14 protein-coding genes are annotated in these 20,062 nt (G+C 41.2%); 8 read left to right on the top strand and 6 right to left on the bottom strand.

Annotated elements, in window-relative coordinates; all coding sequences use genetic code 11:
- Nucleotides 1-3: 3 nt before the first annotated feature.
- Nucleotides 4-1,230 (bottom strand): threonine/serine ThrE exporter family protein, encoded by a 1,227-nt coding sequence (locus N523_RS0102565; protein ID WP_028834183.1) that lies wholly within the window; start codon nucleotides 1,228-1,230, stop codon nucleotides 4-6.
- Between the two features lie 123 nt (nucleotides 1,231-1,353).
- Nucleotides 1,354-2,577, bottom strand: a complete 1,224-nt coding sequence (locus N523_RS0102560; protein ID WP_028834182.1) for a glycosyltransferase — start codon at nucleotides 2,575-2,577, stop codon at nucleotides 1,354-1,356.
- Nucleotides 2,578-3,085: 508 nt separating this feature from the next.
- On the opposite strand from N523_RS0102560, the gene N523_RS0102555 reads away from it, so the two are divergent.
- Together N523_RS0102555 and N523_RS0102550 are read left to right on the top strand one after the other, a co-directional pair.
- A complete protein-coding gene (locus N523_RS0102555; RefSeq protein WP_028834181.1) occupies nucleotides 3,086-5,536 on the top strand; it encodes a S9 family peptidase in 2,451 nt (816 codons plus the stop codon).
- A gap of 218 nt (nucleotides 5,537-5,754) precedes the next feature.
- Nucleotides 5,755-6,372: a LysE family translocator gene (locus N523_RS0102550; protein WP_013463054.1), complete on the top strand. Its 618-nt coding sequence runs from the start codon at nucleotides 5,755-5,757 to the stop codon at nucleotides 6,370-6,372.
- A 33-nt stretch (nucleotides 6,373-6,405) separates the two neighbouring features.
- On the opposite strand, the gene N523_RS0102545 is transcribed toward N523_RS0102550, so the two are convergent.
- Nucleotides 6,406-7,290 (bottom strand): LysR family transcriptional regulator, encoded by an 885-nt coding sequence (locus N523_RS0102545; RefSeq protein WP_028834180.1) that lies wholly within the window; start codon nucleotides 7,288-7,290, stop codon nucleotides 6,406-6,408.
- Between the two features lie 121 nt (nucleotides 7,291-7,411).
- On the opposite strand from N523_RS0102545, the gene N523_RS0102540 reads away from it, so the two are divergent.
- From N523_RS0102540 to N523_RS18850, 5 genes are all read left to right on the top strand, one after another.
- On the top strand, nucleotides 7,412-9,397 hold the full coding sequence (locus tag N523_RS0102540; protein ID WP_028834179.1) for a ligand-gated channel protein: 1,986 nt from the start codon (nucleotides 7,412-7,414) through the stop codon (nucleotides 9,395-9,397).
- 269 nt (nucleotides 9,398-9,666) lie between these two features.
- Entirely contained in the window at nucleotides 9,667-10,521 is an 855-nt protein-coding gene (locus N523_RS0102535) for a PA4780 family RIO1-like protein kinase (RefSeq protein ID WP_028834178.1), read from the top strand.
- Between the two features lie 162 nt (nucleotides 10,522-10,683).
- Nucleotides 10,684-11,505 (top strand): hypothetical protein, encoded by an 822-nt coding sequence (locus tag N523_RS0102530; RefSeq protein WP_028834177.1) that lies wholly within the window; start codon nucleotides 10,684-10,686, stop codon nucleotides 11,503-11,505.
- Between the two features lie 713 nt (nucleotides 11,506-12,218).
- Nucleotides 12,219-12,677 carry a hypothetical protein gene (locus N523_RS19605; protein WP_010389244.1) on the top strand — a complete coding sequence of 153 codons (459 nt, stop codon included), beginning with the start codon at nucleotides 12,219-12,221 and terminating at the stop codon, nucleotides 12,675-12,677.
- 124 nt (nucleotides 12,678-12,801) lie between these two features.
- On the top strand, nucleotides 12,802-13,167 hold the full coding sequence (locus N523_RS18850) for an energy transducer TonB (protein ID WP_028834174.1): 366 nt from the start codon (nucleotides 12,802-12,804) through the stop codon (nucleotides 13,165-13,167).
- A gap of 384 nt (nucleotides 13,168-13,551) precedes the next feature.
- Here the strand turns inward: N523_RS18850 and N523_RS0102505 are convergent, their stop codons facing one another.
- Both N523_RS0102505 and N523_RS0102500 read right to left on the bottom strand, forming a co-directional pair.
- A complete protein-coding gene (locus N523_RS0102505) occupies nucleotides 13,552-15,141 on the bottom strand; it encodes a tetratricopeptide repeat-containing sulfotransferase family protein (protein WP_028834173.1) in 1,590 nt (529 codons plus the stop codon).
- Nucleotides 15,142-15,227: 86 nt separating this feature from the next.
- Nucleotides 15,228-17,642, bottom strand: a complete 2,415-nt coding sequence (locus N523_RS0102500) for a TonB-dependent receptor (protein ID WP_028834172.1) — start codon at nucleotides 17,640-17,642, stop codon at nucleotides 15,228-15,230.
- A gap of 375 nt (nucleotides 17,643-18,017) precedes the next feature.
- On the opposite strand from N523_RS0102500, the gene N523_RS0102495 reads away from it, so the two are divergent.
- Nucleotides 18,018-19,112, top strand: coding sequence for an NADH:flavin oxidoreductase/NADH oxidase (locus N523_RS0102495; RefSeq protein WP_016899599.1), 1,095 nt, complete (start codon nucleotides 18,018-18,020; stop codon nucleotides 19,110-19,112).
- A gap of 76 nt (nucleotides 19,113-19,188) precedes the next feature.
- Here the strand turns inward: N523_RS0102495 and N523_RS0102490 are convergent, their stop codons facing one another.
- Complete coding sequence (locus N523_RS0102490; protein WP_016899600.1) at nucleotides 19,189-20,058, bottom strand: EamA family transporter; 870 nt, start codon at nucleotides 20,056-20,058, stop codon at nucleotides 19,189-19,191.
- Nucleotides 20,059-20,062 lie beyond the last annotated feature (4 nt).

Genomic DNA, 20,062 nt, shown 5'->3' with positions numbered 1-20,062 from the left:
CATTTATAGACTCTTTTTAGGAGGAAGCGCCACGTTTGCAAAAATAAGTCCTGCCACGAGCGACATAAATATTAAAAACGTTTGCTGCCCAATATGTTCAGCATAAACAAAGTCTTGACCTTCAATGAGTGAGTTTAAACCTATGTACGTTTTGCTCCCCGGCACTAACACAATTAAGCCTTGCATAGCCACAATGGAAGCAGGGGCATTAGCAACTCGATTAAATAAGTTACTAAATACGCCCACTGAAAATGCGCCAACAAAGGTACCCAGCGTGTAATCTAAATACATGGCAGAGCCAATACTGGTGCCGTAGGCTATAAATCCTGAGGCAATAGACCAAGCAGCATGTTTAAACTTAGTTCTAAATATCACAATTAAGCTGCTACATAGTAAAAATATAGCCAACCACGCTGTCCATTTAGGCAGTGGCTCTGGCTGTACAAAATCAGCTTGGCCAAAAATAGCAAAGCCAATAGCAATACCAATAAATGCACCAAAATAAAGTTTAAACAGCAACATAAACGAGTCCATAACGCGTGCTGTGCCAGATACTAAATGCCGCGCTGCGAGTTCAGCTAAACCAAGTGCCAGTGCTAGGCCTGGAATAAACACAATAATGGCCGACAGAACAATTAAACGAATATTAATATGTGCATCTAAATGAACGCTAATGGCACACGCCAGTACCGCTGAAACAATGGCCACTAAGGGTTCTAACATGTGGGCAACGCGCTTAGAACGTGCCGACCACAGCACAAATAAATAAACAACAAAGGTTAATAAACCAGACCACAGCACGTCATTCCAACTGGTGCCCATTAACATAGCAAATGCGCCGCCAGAGGTAGCAAAGGCAATACCTGTAATCACTCTATTGTAAGGGTTTGGGGCATCAAAAATGATATCAAGTTGCTGATCAACTTCTTGCAACGTTAATTCATCATTAAGCATTTTATTAACGAGATCATCGGTATCTGCAAGTGAGCCTAAGTCATGATCGCCAGGGTCTACACGGGCTACATGGGTGTATTCATCTTCATGACCATCAGTCCAAATAACAAAGGTAACCGATGTTGGCGACATGACAAACGATGATTTAAGACCAAGGTAAGTCGCCACTTCCATTAAATGGGCTTCTAAGCGATATGCCGGTGTACCGTACTTATGAAGCATTTTGCCCAATTTAACGATAAATTTGCGTTTTTCTGTAAACGTTGCGGTTTTCAAATTTGTTTTGAACCAACTATTAAATAACTAAGCTAAAAATATAGGCAATAATGCTAAAATTGCCCAAGTTTATTTGCGGCGATTTTAAACACAAATCGCCGTCTGTCTAGTCATTTCTCACCGTTATTTTTTATTTTTTTCTGCTATCCATTGCGACATGTATTGTGTGCTGCGCATGGTGTGATGTTTTAGCATTTGACCGGTGAAATTTTTCATTCTGTGTGCCGATAAATTTTGGCTTACTAATTGAATTTTTTCGATTAAATTGTGGCTCAACTGCGCTTTATCATAAAGTGTATGAAGTAACTCATTACCAGCTTTTTGTGCAGCTATAAACTCAGCCTGATTGGTATAAATTGAGACAGCAGCGTTTGCAAATTCTTCTGCATTTTGAGTGATAGCCCCAGGCCATGGTAAATGGCTATGCATACCTTCGCTACCTATTGGCGTGGTGACGCTTGGGGTTTGCATGATCATGGCCTCTAAAAGTTTGCCTTTTATGCCAGCACCAAAACGAAGCGGGGCTAAACAAATGCGCGCGCTTTGCATTACTTCATAAGCATCATCTGCCCAGCCTTTAATTAAAAAACCGGTTTTAGGGTTATTAAGTGCGGTGGCTTTAGGTGGCGGGTAAGAGCCATAAATGTGCAGTTCTGCCTGTGGTAGTTGTTTGCGGATAAGCGGCCAAATTTTTTGTAAATACAGTACCGCATCCCAGTTTGGGGCATGTCTGAAATTACCAATGGTCATAAAATGTTGGCGTTGTTCATACGATTTAGTTTGCTCAGGTAAGGCACTTAAATCAACCATAAAAGGTAAATGATGCAACACACTAGGCTCAACTTTAAACACTTCATTGAGTAGTTCCATTTCATAGCTTGAGATAATTAAGCTGAGATCACAGCGTAAAATAGCGGCTATTTCACGTTTAGCTATGTCTGATAGTAAATCGCTATGGTTGAATTCACGCTCACCTTTATGGGCTTCATGGCGGGCATTGCGCAGGCATTGTAAATCTTCGGTGTCTAAAATTTTAAGTGCATTTGGGCAATGCTTATCTACGCGCCAGCCAAATTGTTCTTCCATCATAAAACGGTCGAACATAACAATATCTGGGTTGTAGGCTTTAACGTAATCATCAAAACTATCGCAGTTAAGTGCGATGCTTTGACTGGTGATGCCGTAATCGTTCAGATTTACCATGTGCTCTGTAGGTTGTGCAGGCGTAGCAAATTCAACATCCCAGTTTTGCGATTTAAACGCATTAAGTAACGACATCATGTGCGTACCCGCAGCAGACGAATTGGGCTCTGGCCATACATAGCCAATTACCAGCACTTTTTTCATTGGCTAGATCTCTTATTATTAGGGTCTGTTGACCTTTCAAGGTTAAATTTGCAGCAGTCTGTTTGGTATTTAGGCAAGGCAGAGCCTATGTGGTGTGGTTGTTCCCCACAAATAGGCGATAACGCAGCATCAATACCAAACAGGCGCTGCCCGAAGGGTTCTGCCTAGGGGCGATTTACTCTTTGTTGCTCGGTTTTTACTTAGCCCACTAGGTTACAAACTTCGCGCCGCGATTAAACCGCCCCTAGTTTGAACAAATTATAATCCGCAAAGGTCAATAGACCCTAGTTTATTTGCGTGCTTTTTCAGCAGTGTAAATACGCTGCGTTTTGTTTAGTCGTAGTACATAACGACAACACAGTAACGATAAGTAAATAGTCGCGTAGTTTAACTTATTCGCCTTACTTAAGCATCATTTAGCTGATTTTATCCTTGCTTAACACTTTATGAACAAGGTAAAACGTGTTTATATAGCGGGTAATATTTAACAATAAAAAAGGATGAAAACATGAATGCTTTTAGGCTATTTATTGCCTTGGTAGGCTGCATTGTTTTATTGCCTGCAAGTTATGCAGAGCAAGGATATCAAACCCCTTCACCGGCGCTTGCTGCACTCGTAGATGCTAAGTTAGCACCAACTAGCTCTTTATCAAATGATGGTCAATGGCTTGCTCTGTTTGAACGCAAGCGTGTTGTGTCGCTTGATGAGCTGGCCAAAGAAGAATTTAAGCTTGCGGGAATTAAGCTTAATCCTGCTAACTTTTCACGCTCACGGGTAAGTGCAAAGTACAGCGCGTTAGAGCTTAAGCATGTTCAAAGTGGAACAGTAATAAACGTTAATAATTTGCCTCAGGGGATTATTCGCTCGCCGCGTTGGTCAGCAAATAGCGAACATTTAGCGTTTATTGTTGAACAACCGGATAACGCACGGCTATGGGTTTATAGCGTTAAAACCAAACAAGCTAAGCAGTTAAGTGAGCTTGCACTTAATTCTGTACTAACTGCTACACCTTATCAGTGGTTACCCGATAGCACGGCGATTGTGGCTAATTTAGCGGTAAACTTAGACAAACCAAGATTAACCAATGATACCCAAAGCACAGTGCCGGTTATTCAACAAAGTACTGGCGAAAAAGCCCCAGCAAGGACTTATCAAAACTTATTGACCAGCCCGTTTGATGAAGCACAATTTAAATTTTATGGTCAAGGTCAATTAGCGTATATCACGCTTGATGGCAAAGCACAGCCGATTGGCCGTGCCGGTTTATTTAAATCGTTTTCAATTTCGCCTGATTCAACCAATATTTTAGTCGCGACCATCGACGAGCCATTTTCGTATCAAGTGCCTTACAGCCGTTTTGCAACTACATGGCAAATATGGGGAATGCGTGGCTATGCATTAGTAGAGCTGGCAAAGCAACCTCTTGCCGACAACATTCCTCAAGGGTATGACAGTGTTCGCACTGGTCGTCGTGATTTTGAGTGGCGAGCCGATCAGGGCGCGGAGGTTATTTGGGCCGAAGCGCAAGATGGCGGCGATATGAAAACTGAGGTTGAGCATCATGATTACCTTTATAGTTTACGTGCACCGTTTAAACGCGACCCTAAATTATTTGCCAAAGTAGAGCGTCGTTTTGCTGGCATACAATGGGGTAATGATAACATTGCCATGCTAAGTGATTGGCGCTTTAGTGACCGACAAGTGCGCACTTATGTAATTCAACCACGTAATGCTGATAGTAATCGCGTGTTATTTTCAGAGCGAAGCTACAATGATGCCTATAAAGATCCTGGTAGTGCCATATATGAACGAAACGACTTAGGCACGCGTGTTATAAAAGTCGTAGGCGGACGTTACATTTACCTTCGTGGAAACGGTGCATCTGAGCAAGGAAATATTCCATTTTTAGATCAATATGATGTAAAAACAAATAGCACTAAGCGAATATGGCAATCGGCTGCACCTTACTACGAGCGAGTGCGAGCTTTATTAGACGATGAAGGTAAGCGTATTATTACTATTCGTGAGTCTAAAACGCAGCAGCCTAACTTTTTTATTCGCGATTTAGATAAAGATAGCTTAACGCAACTGACCCAATTTGAGCATCCGTATCCAGCATTTAAAGGGGTGACTAAAGAGCAATTACGTTATACCCGCGATGACGGTGTTGAGCTTTCCGGTACGCTTTATTTACCGCCAGGGTATGACAAAACACAAGGGCCATTACCAGTATTGATGTGGGCATATCCACTTGAATATAAAGATAAAGCGGTTGCTTCACAAGTACGTGAATCTGAATACGAATTTACCTACATAGGTTACTGGGGCCCAATGCCTTATTTAGCTAAAGGAATTGCGGTATTTGACGATCCTAAAATGCCGATTGTAGGTGTTGATGGTAGTGAGCCAAATGATCACTTTAGAAAACAGCTGGTTTCTAGCGCCAAAGCAGCGGTAGATGTACTGGTTGAAAAGGGTATTGCTGATAAAGATAATATCGTCATTGCAGGGCACTCTTACGGTGCATTCATGGTGGCTAACTTATTAGCGCATAGCGACTTATTTAAGGCTGGTATTGCCCGCAGTGGTGCGTATAACCGCACATTAACGCCGTTTGGTTTTCAAGGTGAAGAACGTGATTTTTGGCAAGCACAAAGTGTGTATGCAAGCATGTCACCGTTTTTCCATGCTGAAAAAATTAACGAACCTATGTTAATGATCCACGGTCAAGAGGACCCGAATTCGGGAACTTTCCCAATGCAAAGTGAGCGTATGTATGCTGCACTTAAAGGCCTAGGGAAAGAAGCGCGTTTAGTGATGCTTCCTTACGAAGCCCACGGCTACCGTGCCCGTAAAAGCTTATTACACGTACTGTGGGAGCAAGAGCAGTGGCTAGATAAGTACTTGCTAAGTGATAACGTTGAACCAGTTGATATGGAAGAACAACCGATTCAATAGTGTATTATGCCGTGAGATCAAGAAGATCCACTCTTAATCTCACGGCACTTAAAAAATAAGGCTTTCGAGCTACGGGTCTCGGGCCTAGAGCCTCGGGCTAAGCTCGGTGCTCTTAGCCCGACTCTCGATGCTGTTATTTCTAATTTACCGATAGCTATTTTTCCTTTACCCTTTCATTCAAAATTAACACCATTTTATTAACCTATTGCGAGCTTTAAATGATTGATGTAGCTGCACTTGCGGTATTTGTTCCTACCTTCTTTTTTGTGTCTATTACTCCGGGTATGTGCATGACACTGGCCATGACTTTAGGCATGAGTATAGGCGTGCGCCGAACTTTATGGATGATGATTGGTGAACTACTCGGTGTAGCAACAGTTGCGGTAGCCGCGGTGCTAGGTGTAGCCAGTGTTATGCTTAATTACCCCAGTGCATTTGATATTTTAAAATGGCTAGGTGGCGCTTATTTAATCTACATTGGCATTAATATGTGGCGTGCAAAAGGAAAAATGTCGGTTGATACGCATAACACAACAGCTGTGAGCCGATATTCATTATTTTCACAGGGGTTTGTAACCGCCATTGCCAATCCAAAGGGATGGGCGTTTATGATTTCCTTATTACCTCCTTTTATTAACGTGCAATACAGTGTTGCGCCGCAATTAGCGGTGCTGGTGGCCATTATTTTGCTCTCAGAGTTTATCTGTATGATGATTTACGCAACAGGTGGTAAAAGCCTGCGGTTATTTTTAACCAAAGGCAATAACATCAAGTGGATGAACCGAATTGCGGGGAGTTTAATGGTGCTAGTAGGAGTTTGGCTTGCAATTAGTTAACTATAAACAAACCTTAACCTGAACTTAGGTTATTTAAATAGCTGAAAATGATGCGTTAAGTGCTTTAATTGCAGCTTTTGTTTTTGCTGCTAATGTGTCGCGTGCAGGCGTTAGAGCAAATACATCGTAATGGGGAAGTTGCCAATCAGTGCATATTTCTAAAAGTTCTCCTGTAGCTAAGAAATTGCGTACTTCAGGCTCAGGCAAAATAGCATAGCCTAACTCGTCGAGAACAAATTGAATCACAGTTTGCATATTATTAATGGTAATACGCGCTTTTGGTAGTGTTGTACTTACGCCGCGAGTAAGGTGCGTAAGCGTCGGATCAACAGCTATATGCGCAATGCGGTTATGCGCTTTTAGGTCATCCAGTGTGATTTTTGGCTGCTGTGCTAGTGCATGATTTTTATGAACACACAGTATTAATGGCCAACTAGCGAGCTGGCGTGCAATTAAGTTTGAGTCTTCGAGAGGGCCAATCGCCAGCACTAAATCTATACCTGTTCTGATCATATCAATGGGCTCGTCAGAAAGCGTTAAGTGCACATCTATATCATTAAATTGGCTAATTAAATGCTTTACAGGCTCACTTAGTAACCCACCTCCAAAACCAACAGGGGCTGCTAGTTTTAATTGCCCACTCGGGCAATTTTGTAAATACTGTAATTGTTCTGATGTAGCTGTTGCAACGGCAAGCATTTGTAAACAACTTTGATAATACAGTTCACCCGCCTCGGTAAGTGTTAATTCTCGAGGGCTTCGATTAAATAAACTCAAACCTACATCTTGCTCTATTTGTTTTATTTGCTGGCTAATTGCAGAGGTTGTCATTAAAAGGTCTGCGGCAGCTTTACTCATACTTCCCGTTTGCACAGTGCGAACAAATATATTCAGGTTTTTAGTTAACTTATCACTCATACCGTTAAGCCTTACTTAAATTAGCTTTAATAAAAATAGCGTTGTGAGAAAGGGAACTTCTCACTATTATCGCAAACGCTAATTATTATCATTTACATGCTAAATGTCACGGAGAAATATCATGAACACGGTAAGTTGTAAGTTAAGGCCGGTAACTGCATTTATTTTAAGTACTTTTGCAATTGCTAACCCTGCTTTTGCTGATGAAAAAAAACAAGATATGGAAGTAATGGTTGTCACTGCTTCTGGTTACGAACAAATGCTCAAAGAGGCACCTGCAAGTATTAGTGTTATCGACAGAGCGCAGCTAGAAAAACGCTTTTATCGTGACTTAACCGACGCAATGGCTGATATTCCGGGTGTAATAGTGACTGGCGGAGGTGACAGAAAAGATATTAGCTTGCGTGGTATGGCAAGCCAATACACGCTCATTCTTATCGATGGACAACGCCAAAGTTCAAGAGAAACACGACCAAATAGTGATGGCCCGGGCGTAGAAGGTGCCTGGACGCCGCCAATTTCTGCGATTGAGCGTATTGAAGTAATACGTGGCCCTATGTCGTCGCTGTATGGCTCTGATGCAATTGGTGGTGTGATCAACATTATTACCCGTAAAGCGCCAGATCAGTGGTATGGAGAACTACGTTTAGACAGCACCATTCAAGAGCAAAGTCAGTCAGGTGATATAAACCAAGTCAGCTTTTTCACTTCTGGAGGCATTATTCCAGATTTATTGGGCGTGCAATTGTATGGGCAGTTTTCAAAGCGAAATGAAGATGATTTTACAGCTGGATTTCGAGGCAAAGAACAAAGTAATGTAAAAGCTAAGTTCACATTAACACCTAATGATAGTCACGAATTAATGTTTGAACTTGGCTCGGCAAAACAAACATTAGATGAAACACTTGGTAAAACAGTTGCCGAACTTGCCCCAGGAGAAAGCTGTGGTCGACGTGGCTGCCCTGAATCAGCAACTACTGAGTATGAGCAACAAACATACTCTGTGTCACACAATGGTTTTTATGACTTTGGCTCGTCGCGTAGTTACATTAAATACGATAAGTTTGATAATAACTCACGTGAAATGTATGTCGAAAATACCGACATTCAAACGACATGGAGTTTACCGCTTTATAGCAATCATAACTCTACGTTTGGTGCGACCTATTTAAAAGAGTCATTGGATGATTATACAAGCAATAAAATTAGCGACTTAACCCATGTAGAAAACGAGCAATGGTCTGTTTTTGGTGAAAACGAATGGGCAGCAACGGATGACTTTAAGCTCACCGCAGGCCTACGTTACGATCATGATGGCAATTTTGCAGGTCATTGGAGCCCACGTTTGTATGGTGTTTATAGCGCATCTAAAGCGATCACTATTAAAGGCGGCATATCAACCGGTTTCCGTGCGCCAAATATTCGCCAATCTACCGCCCAATGGGGACAAGTGAGTCGTGGCGGTAATATTTATGGTAACCCTGACTTAAAGCCTGAGCAATCAGTTAACTATGAAATGGGTGTTTACTATGATTCTGGACGCGATTTAAGCATATCGACAACCGTTTTTTATAATGAATTTGATGACAAAATAACCCGTATAGCTTGCCCATTAACGCAGTGCACAGATGGCCCAAATCAGTTCGGCTCCATGCCAACTACGTACATTAATGTGGATGAAGCCATAACCCAAGGTATTGAGCTATCAGTAGATTACGATATTTCAACTGAAATTGATTTGAGTGCTAGTTATACCTACACCGATTCAGAGCAAAAAACCGGTCAATATAAAGGGAGCCCACTTAATCAGCTACCAAAACATAGTTTACAAACGTCTTTAAATTGGCGTCCAACAGATAAGTTAGGCGGATGGTTACGTGTGCAATATCGTGGAGAAGAAAGCCAGCCAACGACAGGGCCTTCACAAAGTAGTTTAATTGCTCCTGATTATACCATTGCCAATTTAGGCGCTAATTATCAGCTAAGTGACAGCGTTAAACTTGGTGCTGGAATTTACAACTTGCTTGATAAAGAGATCACAGAGCAAGAGTATGGCTATGTTGAAGATGGCCGTCGCTATTGGGCGTCTTTAGTGTGGCAGTTCTAAACACTTTTTAATAATACTAAGTAAACGAGTACGCTAAACCGTGCTCGTTTTTTGGTTTTATTTAGGCTCTTGTTCAATAATGTTTAAAAAGCAAAAAAGGCGGTTGGCTTTTTAGCTGTAGTCGCTTATTCTAGCTGCGTAATTTAGTCATTAAATGTAACTTTAAAGTTTACTAATAATTTATAACTTTCTTCAATCCCCAAAGGTATGCCTCGTTTGAACCACATAGCAAAACAAAAAGCCAACCCTGTATTTTTAGTAGGTGTCGTTTGAAAATACCTAAACGCTTACAGCCATTAGTTGATGATGGTTTTATTGATGAAGTGATCAGCCGGTTAATGAGCGGTAAAGAGGCCGATGTATTTGTGGTGGCCTGTGGCGATGAAATTCGCTGCGCTAAAGTATATAAAGAGGCCAGTAAGCGCAGTTTTAAAAAGGCAGCACAGTACCAAGAAGGGCGAAAAGTACGTGGTGGCCGCCAAGCCCGTGCTATGGGTAAGCGTTCAAGCTATGGCCGTCAATTAGAAGAAGAAATTTGGCAAAATGCCGAGGTTGACGCGCTGTCGCGTTTATCTTCAGCAGGTGTTCGCGTACCGCAAACTTACGGCTGCATTGACGGTGTTTTGTTAATGGAACTTGTAAGTGATGATGAAGGCGATGTTGCACCACAGCTTGGTGCAGTTGATTTAACCGAGCAACAAGCCATTGAGCAACATACATTAATGATGCATTACATCAAATTAATGCTGTGCGCTGGGATTATTCATGGTGATTTATCGGAGTTTAACGTACTTGTTGATAGCAACGGCCCAGTAATTATTGATTTACCCCAAGTGGTTAACGCCTCTGCTAATAATAGCGCAGAAGCCATGTTTGCCCGTGATGTAAATAACATGCGCCGCTATTATGGCCAATTTGCACCGGCGTTATTACACACGCAATACGCCAAAGAAATGTGGGCATTGTTTGCAGATGCTAACTTAACCCCGCACTCAAAACTCAGTGGCGAATTTGAAGACGACAGCGAAGCTGCAGATGTAGATTCAGTACTTGACGAAATTCAAGCCGCCTTTGATGAAGAGCAAGAACGTAAAGAACGTATCCGCGACGCCGATGAGCAATAACCATTAATTTACGTGCTGAGTTTTGACTATTAGATCAAAACCTAGAAGGCAAGTAAGGGCGATAACCGGACATTGAAATTGGCTAAATATCGTCGTTAATTGATTGGTTAAACTGCTCTTTGCGCATATATTCATGAAAATGAGCGTAGAATCGGCAGAAATATGCGCGATGAGCGCACTATAAAATTGTTACATGATGAAGAGAAACCTACCCTCATGGATTTGAAGAATTACGCAGAAATGGTTTATTTCCAATTCTACCGGAAGGTTGAGGAGTTGGATTTTTTTATCATAGAGGCTGCTGATAACGCATTTAGCTATAAGGATGCACCGGTTCCCAAAGATAATTTTTACTTTGATAAGATGCAGTTTACCTTCTCTGCTTGCATTAATGCCCTTGTATCAACTTGGGAAGTTGCCAAACTAAGTAAGTCCTTAGCTAATGAGTTGGACGGACTTCCTGAAAGAGAAGGGCTGGTTTCAGAAAGAGAACTTGAGAATCATCCACAAATTTTCGCTGAGTATTTTAAATGCGATCCGGCTGTGCACTACTGGTTTCGCTTCATGAAAGACGCGAGGAATGCAAATGCCCACGATGGTACGTTGGCGTTAAATGGTGGTAATGTTAAAGAATTCCTATTCCAAACTGACTTGCATAGGTACAAATGGGATAGGGGATATAAACGGTTTGCATACGTATCTTCAGAGTCTCCGAAGGGAAATGCTGTTTGTGTGATATTAAAAGCGGCGATTGCTCTTGTTCCGGCTTTTGAGAATAAACTAGAGCGGCCTGCACTATCCCTTGACGACCATTATGCTTCTGCAAAGTTTAAGCTTGAATCCATACCTGGCCTGCTAGACAATTTTCGAGAGAAAGAGTCTGAATTAATAGACTCTATGGTTCAAGCTCAGGTTGGTGGCCAGAAGAATCGCAGTTGTGAGAAGCAAGTTGAATCATGGACTCGGAAACTAGAGAGCATGTAACAAGGCCAGTCACGTCGACGTCTACTGCATTGCGGCTTCGCCTCCATTTTTTAGCCGCGCGTGCTGGCGGCGTTAGCATTAAGGAGTCAACTTGGATAGTCTATTGAAAATAACATCGCTACTTAATTTTTTAATTTATACCGTTGTGGCGATCTTTATTCTGATATCTCAGGGTGAATTTTATGAAAACCATTATTGGTTTTTAATTGCTTTTTTGGGTGTTTCTATAGCAGCGTCAAACTTAAAGCCTGTTAATGATGTACTTGTTGGTATTCTATTCTCAGGGCTTACAGCTAATCTCTTATTAGTTGCCTCGATATCAACAGGTATAAAAATCAATAGTGCTACATTTTTGATTTTTTTCGGGTACTTATGCGCAGGCTGCTTTTCTGTATGGTTCTTTATCGCACGGAATAAGTATCAGAGTTTTAATGCTAACAAGTGACTATGGTGCTCAATGTCCTCTCATAGCACACAGGCATACTTCGGCAAAGAGCGATGAACGATCATTCAGGTGAGTCGTTTTTAACTTAGTAAGAATAAAAAGAAACCCTCCCTTTTTACATAGCGAAATAACCTACATTAAGCATAAAATTTATAGCTGGTAATAACTTACACTATTTGTTATTAATATAAGTTAATAAAATGAGGGCATTTTCACGCTGGAATGTGGAAAGTGTTAACTGATAAAGCGGTTATATGTACAAGGAGTTATGGTGAAGAAATTCTTCAAATATCTAGGTTTTGGAATTTTAAGTGTTGTTATATTTTTCATTGGTATTGGAGTTGTTGCATCCATAAATACTGTTGATAAAGAGGCCGTCTTTGAGCCTTTTATTGTAAAGGCAATCCCCAAGTTAACAACGTGGGAAGTGACTCCTTTTAAAGAGCTAATGTCTGAGCAAGGTTACACTAGTGCAACTTCAGAGCAATGGGAGTTGTACGTAAAAAAGGTTGCTAAATTAGGTGTATTTCAATCAGTCGGTAAAGCAGAGTTGCAAAATTGGAAAACGTTATCTCCAGTTGGTAGCTCAAGTGTGACATATGCTGTTTATCAGGTACCCGTAACCTTTGATACAGGATTAGCTCATATTCAATTAGGTTTGCAGTCATCTGACGGTAAAGTTGAAATAAATAGTATAAAGTTTTTATCTGATTTGTTGATGCAATAGTACATATAACAAGGCCATAAATTATCGGATACATAATGATTGGTCTTGTTTCGTGTTGCTGCACACCTTAGTAAACTTAAACACTAGTTGTTCATTTTACTGAGTATATTTTTAGGAGTAGCCTTTGAAGTACATAACTATATTTTTAGTCCTTTTACTGGTTGGTTGTAATAGTACTGATGAAGTGGCAAATTCAAGTATTGTGTATATCAATGCGCAAACAGATTCACCTGCTAAATGGGTTGTGAAGATTGAACCAAAATATCCTGAAGATGCGGCTAAAAAAAGCGTAGAGGGCTACTTAAAGTTCAAAGCAATAGTTAATGAAGTTGGAGCGTTAGAAAGAGTTGAAGTAATTGAATCTGCCCCAAAAGGTGTGTTTGAAAAGGAAGGTTTACGGGCTTTAAAACTATGGCGATTTAAGCCTGCGTTATTAAATGGTAGGCTGGTTAAGGTTGAGTACGCTGGTACTCTCGAGTGGAAGTTATAATGTCTCTAGGGATGAGCATATCATGGAGATCTAAGCAACCTAAACAAAAGCGATGTGATAGGTGTGAACTGTATTATTCTGAATTCTTGGATAAATGTACGCATTGTTCCGATTTAAACGAAACACAATTACTTATGCTTAAGGCTAAACATCAAGAATCTCTTAAACACAATGCAACGCTTGGTAAATACTTATTTATAGCTGCTGCAGTAATTGGTGTATTACTTTTTGTTAGTTTTTTATGGTAGCGTTGGGTTTTTCCTTAAGTGGAAGAGGGTAAGTTAACAGAGAAGAACCTCAAATACATTCAACCTAAAAATTTATATCCATCCGGTAACTTTTAAATTAATCACACTGAACTATCCGTCCACGTAATATTTTTTGTTATTTAATTAAACCTAAAACTCCTTCCTTAACTAAATAAGTCTGCGCTTCATCTGTATGGGGCTTAAACTTTTTCCAGCGGCCTATGGCCTTGTTGTTAAGCGGTTGGCGTACTTGCATTTTGCTGGCGGTTGATACCGGTGCGGTGTTTAAATGAAAATCAAGGCACTGTGGTTGCCAGTCTAAGTCGCAATAGCTCACTAACTCTTTTATCTTTTGCTCTGGAGCGGCTACAAGTTCTTCGTATTTTACTAGTTTAATATTGCTGTGCAGGGTGCTGAAGTGCTGCATCAGTTTATAAAAGCGGCTGTAAAATTTAGCTGTGTCGAGTAAGTCTAACGAGTAGGCATAATAGGGGTTGTTAATGGTAAATAGCTGACGATAGTTACCAATACAGGTGTCCATGGGGTCGCGAAGTAGACAAATTATTTTGGCGTTTGGCAGGGCTTTGGTAATTAAATCGATATAAAAAAAGTTAAATGGTAGTTTATCAATAAAGTGTTTATGGCTGCCGGTAACTACACGGGTCGCCTCAAGGTAAGTGCTACCAAGTTTTGCAAAATCAAGCTGGTAAGCTTGGCTTAAGGTGTCTGTATCGAGTACTTGAGGCGTGGGTGTTTGGCTAAGCTTTTTTACACTTAGGCCAAAATCTTGCAGCTCGCCAGCCGATTGTACGTCGCTGTGGCTTGATAAAATTCGCTCAACTAATGTGGTGCCAGAGCGCGGCATACCTAACACAAAAATTGGCTCACAGCTTTGGTTGCCAGCTGTTTGTTGGTTTTTATATTTAACACTGAGCTGTTTAATGTGTGCGAATAGTGCCTCAGACGCTTGATTATCAAACGCCTTATTAGCGTGTTTTGCTTTTTTACCTTGTTGTAACGCGGCAAAGGCTGCTGAAAATTCTCCTAGGTCTTGATATTCTTTTGCGAGCGCATGACCTATATGCAGTTTAGCGTCAGGATGATTGACCTGTTCAAATACGTTTTTTAATCGCGCTATGTGGTTGTTTTGCTCAGTGACTTTAGTTAAATCAGCTAAAGCAAAATGACTTTGATGATGAAGCGGATTCAGTGCAATGGCATTTTCAAACGCGTGCTGCGCCTTTTCAAACTGGCCTAAAAATTTAGCACATACCCCATAGTTATAATAAAACTGCGGCTGACCAGTATTACTCGCTTCAGCCAAACTTAACGCGCATTTAAAATAGTCAGCAGCATGCTGATGTAAACCCGCTTGGGTGAGTGCCACGCCTAATGTATCGGCATCAAGTGCTTTACTAATATGTTCAGGCTTAACGCCGAGGGCGGTGCTTTTCGCTTTTTGTAAATCGCCAGTAAGGGCGTAACACTTGGCAAGTTGCGCTGTATATTCAATAGACTTAGTAAAGCTTAATGCTTTTTCAATTAGCTTTATTGCTTTATAAATTTGGCCAACCTGTAAATTAACCATGGCGAGTAAAAAGTAGCCATCAGCAAAGTCAGGCTGCTGTGTCACTAGCTCAACCAGTGCTTTATGCGCTTGCTGAATATTGCCTTGGTTTAAGTTGTTTATAGCGCTTTGGTGTAGTTGCTTTAAGTTTGGCTGCATGAATACTCTTATAAATAATGTACTTACAAATAAAAAGGCTCAAAATTAATTTGAGCCTTTTTATTGTACTTAAACTTATCGTTTAATTATATTTCAAACTTATAGTTAAATTTAATGCCAACAGTAAGCGGGCGATTAATATAGTAACCATAGTTACGTTGTATGTCTGCGCCATTGGCTGTTGTAATATCCGCATCCGAACGACGAACAGAGGTAACCGCATATTTATTAAATAGGTTATCTACATATAAAGTGGCCGACCACGCATCGGCGGTTAATTTAGCTGAAATATTACTTAAGCTATAACCTGGTAGTGCTTCACCGTTGTCACGTAGGCCTACTTTTGAAATTACATCACTTTGTGCAGTTAAACCGTAGTTAATATCGAGGGTTTTATCATTTAACACGTCTGTTTGGTAGTTAATCCCCATAGAGAACTGATGCTCTGGCGAGCCTGGTAAACGGTCGCCATCTACCGCACCATCAGTGCCATCGGCATTAAATAAATACGGTGCGTCTGAGGTTAGCTCTGCTTTTGTATAGGCATAAGTTGCATAGGCAGTAAATGAGTCTGATAAAATTGCACGCGTGGCAATCTCAATCCCTTTCGCATTAGCGCTACCTGCATTTGATAAATACGGTAGTTGGCCTACTGTTGTTGCCCCTGCAATTTGTGCGTTATCCCAATCAACATTGAATAGCGCGGCGTTAAAGTGTAGTTGGCTTCTAAACCATGTACTTTTAAAGCCTAGCTCATAGTTAGTTGTGGTATCTGCTTCATACAGCATTTCATCAGGTGTACCACAGCCTGTTTGTTGATCCTCAGGTAAGGGCACAGGACAAGGGACTAGGCCATTTGAGCCGCCAATTCTAAAGCCTTCGCTAACAGTGGCGTATCCCATTACAGTATCAGTAAACTGATACTTAGCATTAAATTTAAATAGATTACCGTTGTCACCCGCTTTGTTTTCTTCAAAATTAACTGAAATTGCATCAGGTGCAGCACCTTCATACAAGGTATTTGCTAATGGAAAGTCAAAAGCCGCTTTTGACTCAACATCGTATTCGTAAAAACGCGCGCCAATGGTAATGTCGAGTTTATCGGTTACTTGGTAACCCACTTCACCAAAAAGCGCTGATTCAGTGACTTTGCTGCCAGTAATTTCTAAATATTCTAAAGAGTCTGGTCTAAGTTGTGCGCCACCAAAATTATCAACCGCGAACTGATCAAAGCCTGGTGTGTACTCTCTGCTTGATGCATCGGTGTCGGTTTTGTTGTAAAAACCACCAACAATCCAGCTTAAATCGCTATCACTTTGTGAGACTAAACGCAGTTCTTGGGTAAAGGTGTCTTTTTCGTCAATTTCACGGGTAAAGGCTGAAAACGAAGGAAACTCTTCGTAGCCATAGTCTAAGCGAATTAAAAGGTCAGTTTGATCACGTTGCCCATCGGCGTCAAATTGAGAAATACCGGTAGCTGAGACCAGCTCAGCAAAACCTAAGTCGGCTTTAAGTTCAAGGCTCAGTAATTGGTCTTCTTTTATCCGTGGCTCTTCATAACGGTACGCTGACTCGTATTTGCCAATGCGATCACTTAAGCCATTGTTAGCATTAAGGCTGTTGTGATGAACAATGGAACGACCCTCAGTATCTTGCTTTTGATAGAAGTAGTTTAATGTACCTTCGAATGACTCGTTTGCCTTGTAACGCAATGAAATACGCCCAGTTGTGGTTGTTTCACCGTTGGCGTCTTTTACATTTTTAAGATTGCTGTTGACTGCATCAAGGTTTGTCCAATCAGGGTCGGTAATCGATACACCTGGTTCACGAACGGTGTAGGCGTAGTCAATAAACCCTGGGTCTTCATAAATATTTAAGCTGGTACGAACAGCAAGTTTGTCTTCAATTAATGGTAAATTGAAGATAAAGCCCGCTTCACCACCGACCGAATCACTTTCTTGAGTTTGAAAAACATCACCAAATACTTCACCTGAGGTGAAATCAAGCTCTGGCTCTTTAAGCATGTAACGAATAGCGCCACCAAGTGTGCCTGCCCCATATAATGTGCCTTGCGGCCCAATAAGTACTTCCACTCGTTCTACATCAACTAAACGCATATCAACTGAGACAGGAATTTCATTAATATAAGTGGCAACAGTGCCACCATCTGATGAAGGCCCTGATGAATTAGTATTTAAACCACGGACTATAATAGGTGAACCAGCACGGCCACCTTGATCTGTAATTGTTAAGCCCGGTACCCAACGTGCTACATCGGCCAGCTCACTGATGTTTTGATCTTTCATTACATCAGCATCGAGCGCGGTAATGTTAAGAGGCGCAGCTTGAATTGAGCCACTTCGGCGCGTTGCTGTAACCTCAATAACTTCAAGCGATTTGTTCTTTTCAATAACTTGCTCTTGTGCCACTGCATTACTGCTAAATAATACACCGCTCAGTGCGCTTGATACAGCCAAGGTTAACAGGCTTGGTTTAAACATAAAAAGTGATCCTAGTTCAATAAAATGTGTTTATAAATGAGCGGTAATAGTATCAGGGTGTTTTAGTGATGGAAATAAAAATATGAATTTTAATTCACTTTTTTAGAATAAAAATATAAAAATGAGTTTGAGTGTTTCACGCTGTATATTAAATAAACAAAGGCGTTGCTTTAAAATCAACCAAAATAATAATTGTGCCTAATATAGATAAAAACTGGATAATGAATAGTTTAAAACGTCATTACTTATATTTTTATAAACACTATAAAAATGAATATTCCCCCCCCATAACCTTTATAAATACACGTTTAATTATTGATAACACCAACAGCACAGTTTAGCTGTGGCTGTGAGTCAGTTATATGAGGATTTATAATGTCAAAGCTGTTTTCACCATTGTCACTTGGTAAATTAAGCCTAGAGAATAGAATTATTATTGCACCCATGTGCCAGTACTCGGCCAACAATGGCGCTGCAAGTGACTGGCATACCATTCATTTAGGGCAATTGAGTTTAAGTGGAGCGGGTTTACTTATTTTAGAAGCGACGGCCGTTAATCCCGAAGGGCGAATTAGTTACGCCGATTTAGGATTATGGGATGATACTACCCAAGCTGCATTAGCAAAAAGTTTAACGGCCGTAAGACAATACAGCCCAATGCCTATTGGTATTCAATTAGCCCATGCAGGTCGAAAAGCGTCAACCGATAAACCATGGGATGGCGGTGGGGTACTTATGCCCGATCACCTCAATGGTTGGCAAACGGTTGCGCCATCAGCCATTGCCTATGATGAAAACAGCCCCACTCCCAAAGCGATGAACCAAGATGATATAGATTCGCTCATAAGTGACTTTGTTAATGCGGCAAAGCGCGCTGACGAGTTAGGCCTTGATTTAATTGAAATACATGGCGCACACGGTTATTTGCTACACCAGTTCTTATCGCCGCTGGCAAACAAACGTGATGATCAATACGGTGGTAGCCTAGAAAATAGAATGCGATTATTACTCGACGTATTTAAAGCTGTAAGAACGGCATTTCCAAGCAATAAAGCGGTGGGTGTACGTATTTCAGCAACCGATTGGGTTGATGATGGTTGGGATTTACCGCAATCAATTGAACTGGCAAAAGCGCTTGACGCGTTAGGGTGTGACTTTATTCATGTAAGCACTGCGGGTTTAAGCCCTGAGCAAAATATACCTGTTGCTAAGAATTTTCAGGTGCCGTTTGCAACCGCCATTAAACAGGTTGTGAATATGCCAGTGATAGCAGTGGGTTTAATTACCGAGGCACAGCAAGCTGAAAGTATTATTAGTGATGAACGTGCTGATGGTGTCGCTTTAGCGCGGGGTATTTTATATAACCCACATTGGCCTTGGCATGCTGCGGCCGAGTTGGGCGCGCAAGTACAAGCACCAAAGCAATATTTGCGCTCAAGCCCACATGGCCAGCCATCCCCTATAAAATAGTGAATGACTTAACTACAAAACCCAAGCAAATAGCGTGGGTTTTGTGTGTCTCGGTAGTTTAATATTTAATTAAATATTAAGCAGGAACTGGCTGCTTTTTACTGTTTGACGTTGAGCTGCCAACCGAGGCAATAATAACTAATAAAATAGCGAGCCACTGCCAAATGCTAAGTAGTTCACCTAAAATAACTAAGCCAGCGAGTGCTGCAATAGCGGGTTCAAGGCTCATCATAATGCTAAACCCTTGCGGCGACATATTCCGCAATGTGATCATTTCTAAAGTGTAAGGTAGGGCACTTGAAAGTACCGCAATGGCAATACCTAACGGAATAATATCCCAAGTAAATGCGGCACTTTGTGATATGCCACCATAAGGTACAAGCACAATAGCTGAAATGGTCATGCCCATCGCTACCGTTGCGCCACCAGAGCTTTGGCTGCCGGTTTTTTTACCAAATAAAATATAACCTGCCCAACACGCACCCGCTGCAAGCGCTAAAATCACGCCAATTGGATCTAAACTTTCTTGGCCTTTCATATCGGGTAACAGTAATAATATTCCGGTAATTGCGCAAGCAACCCAAAATAAATCACGCTTTCGTCTTGATGAAAATAACGCAACGGCAAGTGGCCCGGTAAATTCAAGCGCAACACCAATACCCAGTGGAATACGTTCAATGGCGTAATAAAATAGAATGTTCATGCCGCCTAGGCTCAAACCATAAATTAAGATGGGTAAACGCTGGCTTGCAACCGGAAAGTGTCTCCAAGGTTTAAAAATTAAACAAAGAATAGCGGCAGAAAAACCTAAACGTAAGGCCGTTGTGCCCTCAGGGCCAACAATAGGGAAAAGCTGCTTAGCCAGTGAAGCCCCAGACTGAATAGTGATCATTGCAAGCAATATGCATAAAATAGCCAGTAATAGCTCTTTGGTTGATTTTTGCATGGTC

The sequence above is a fragment of the Pseudoalteromonas sp. 23_GOM-1509m genome, from assembly GCF_000518425.1.
Lineage (GTDB): Bacteria > Pseudomonadota > Gammaproteobacteria > Enterobacterales > Alteromonadaceae > Pseudoalteromonas > Pseudoalteromonas tetraodonis.
This window is presented reverse-complemented; position numbering and strand designations above follow the sequence as displayed.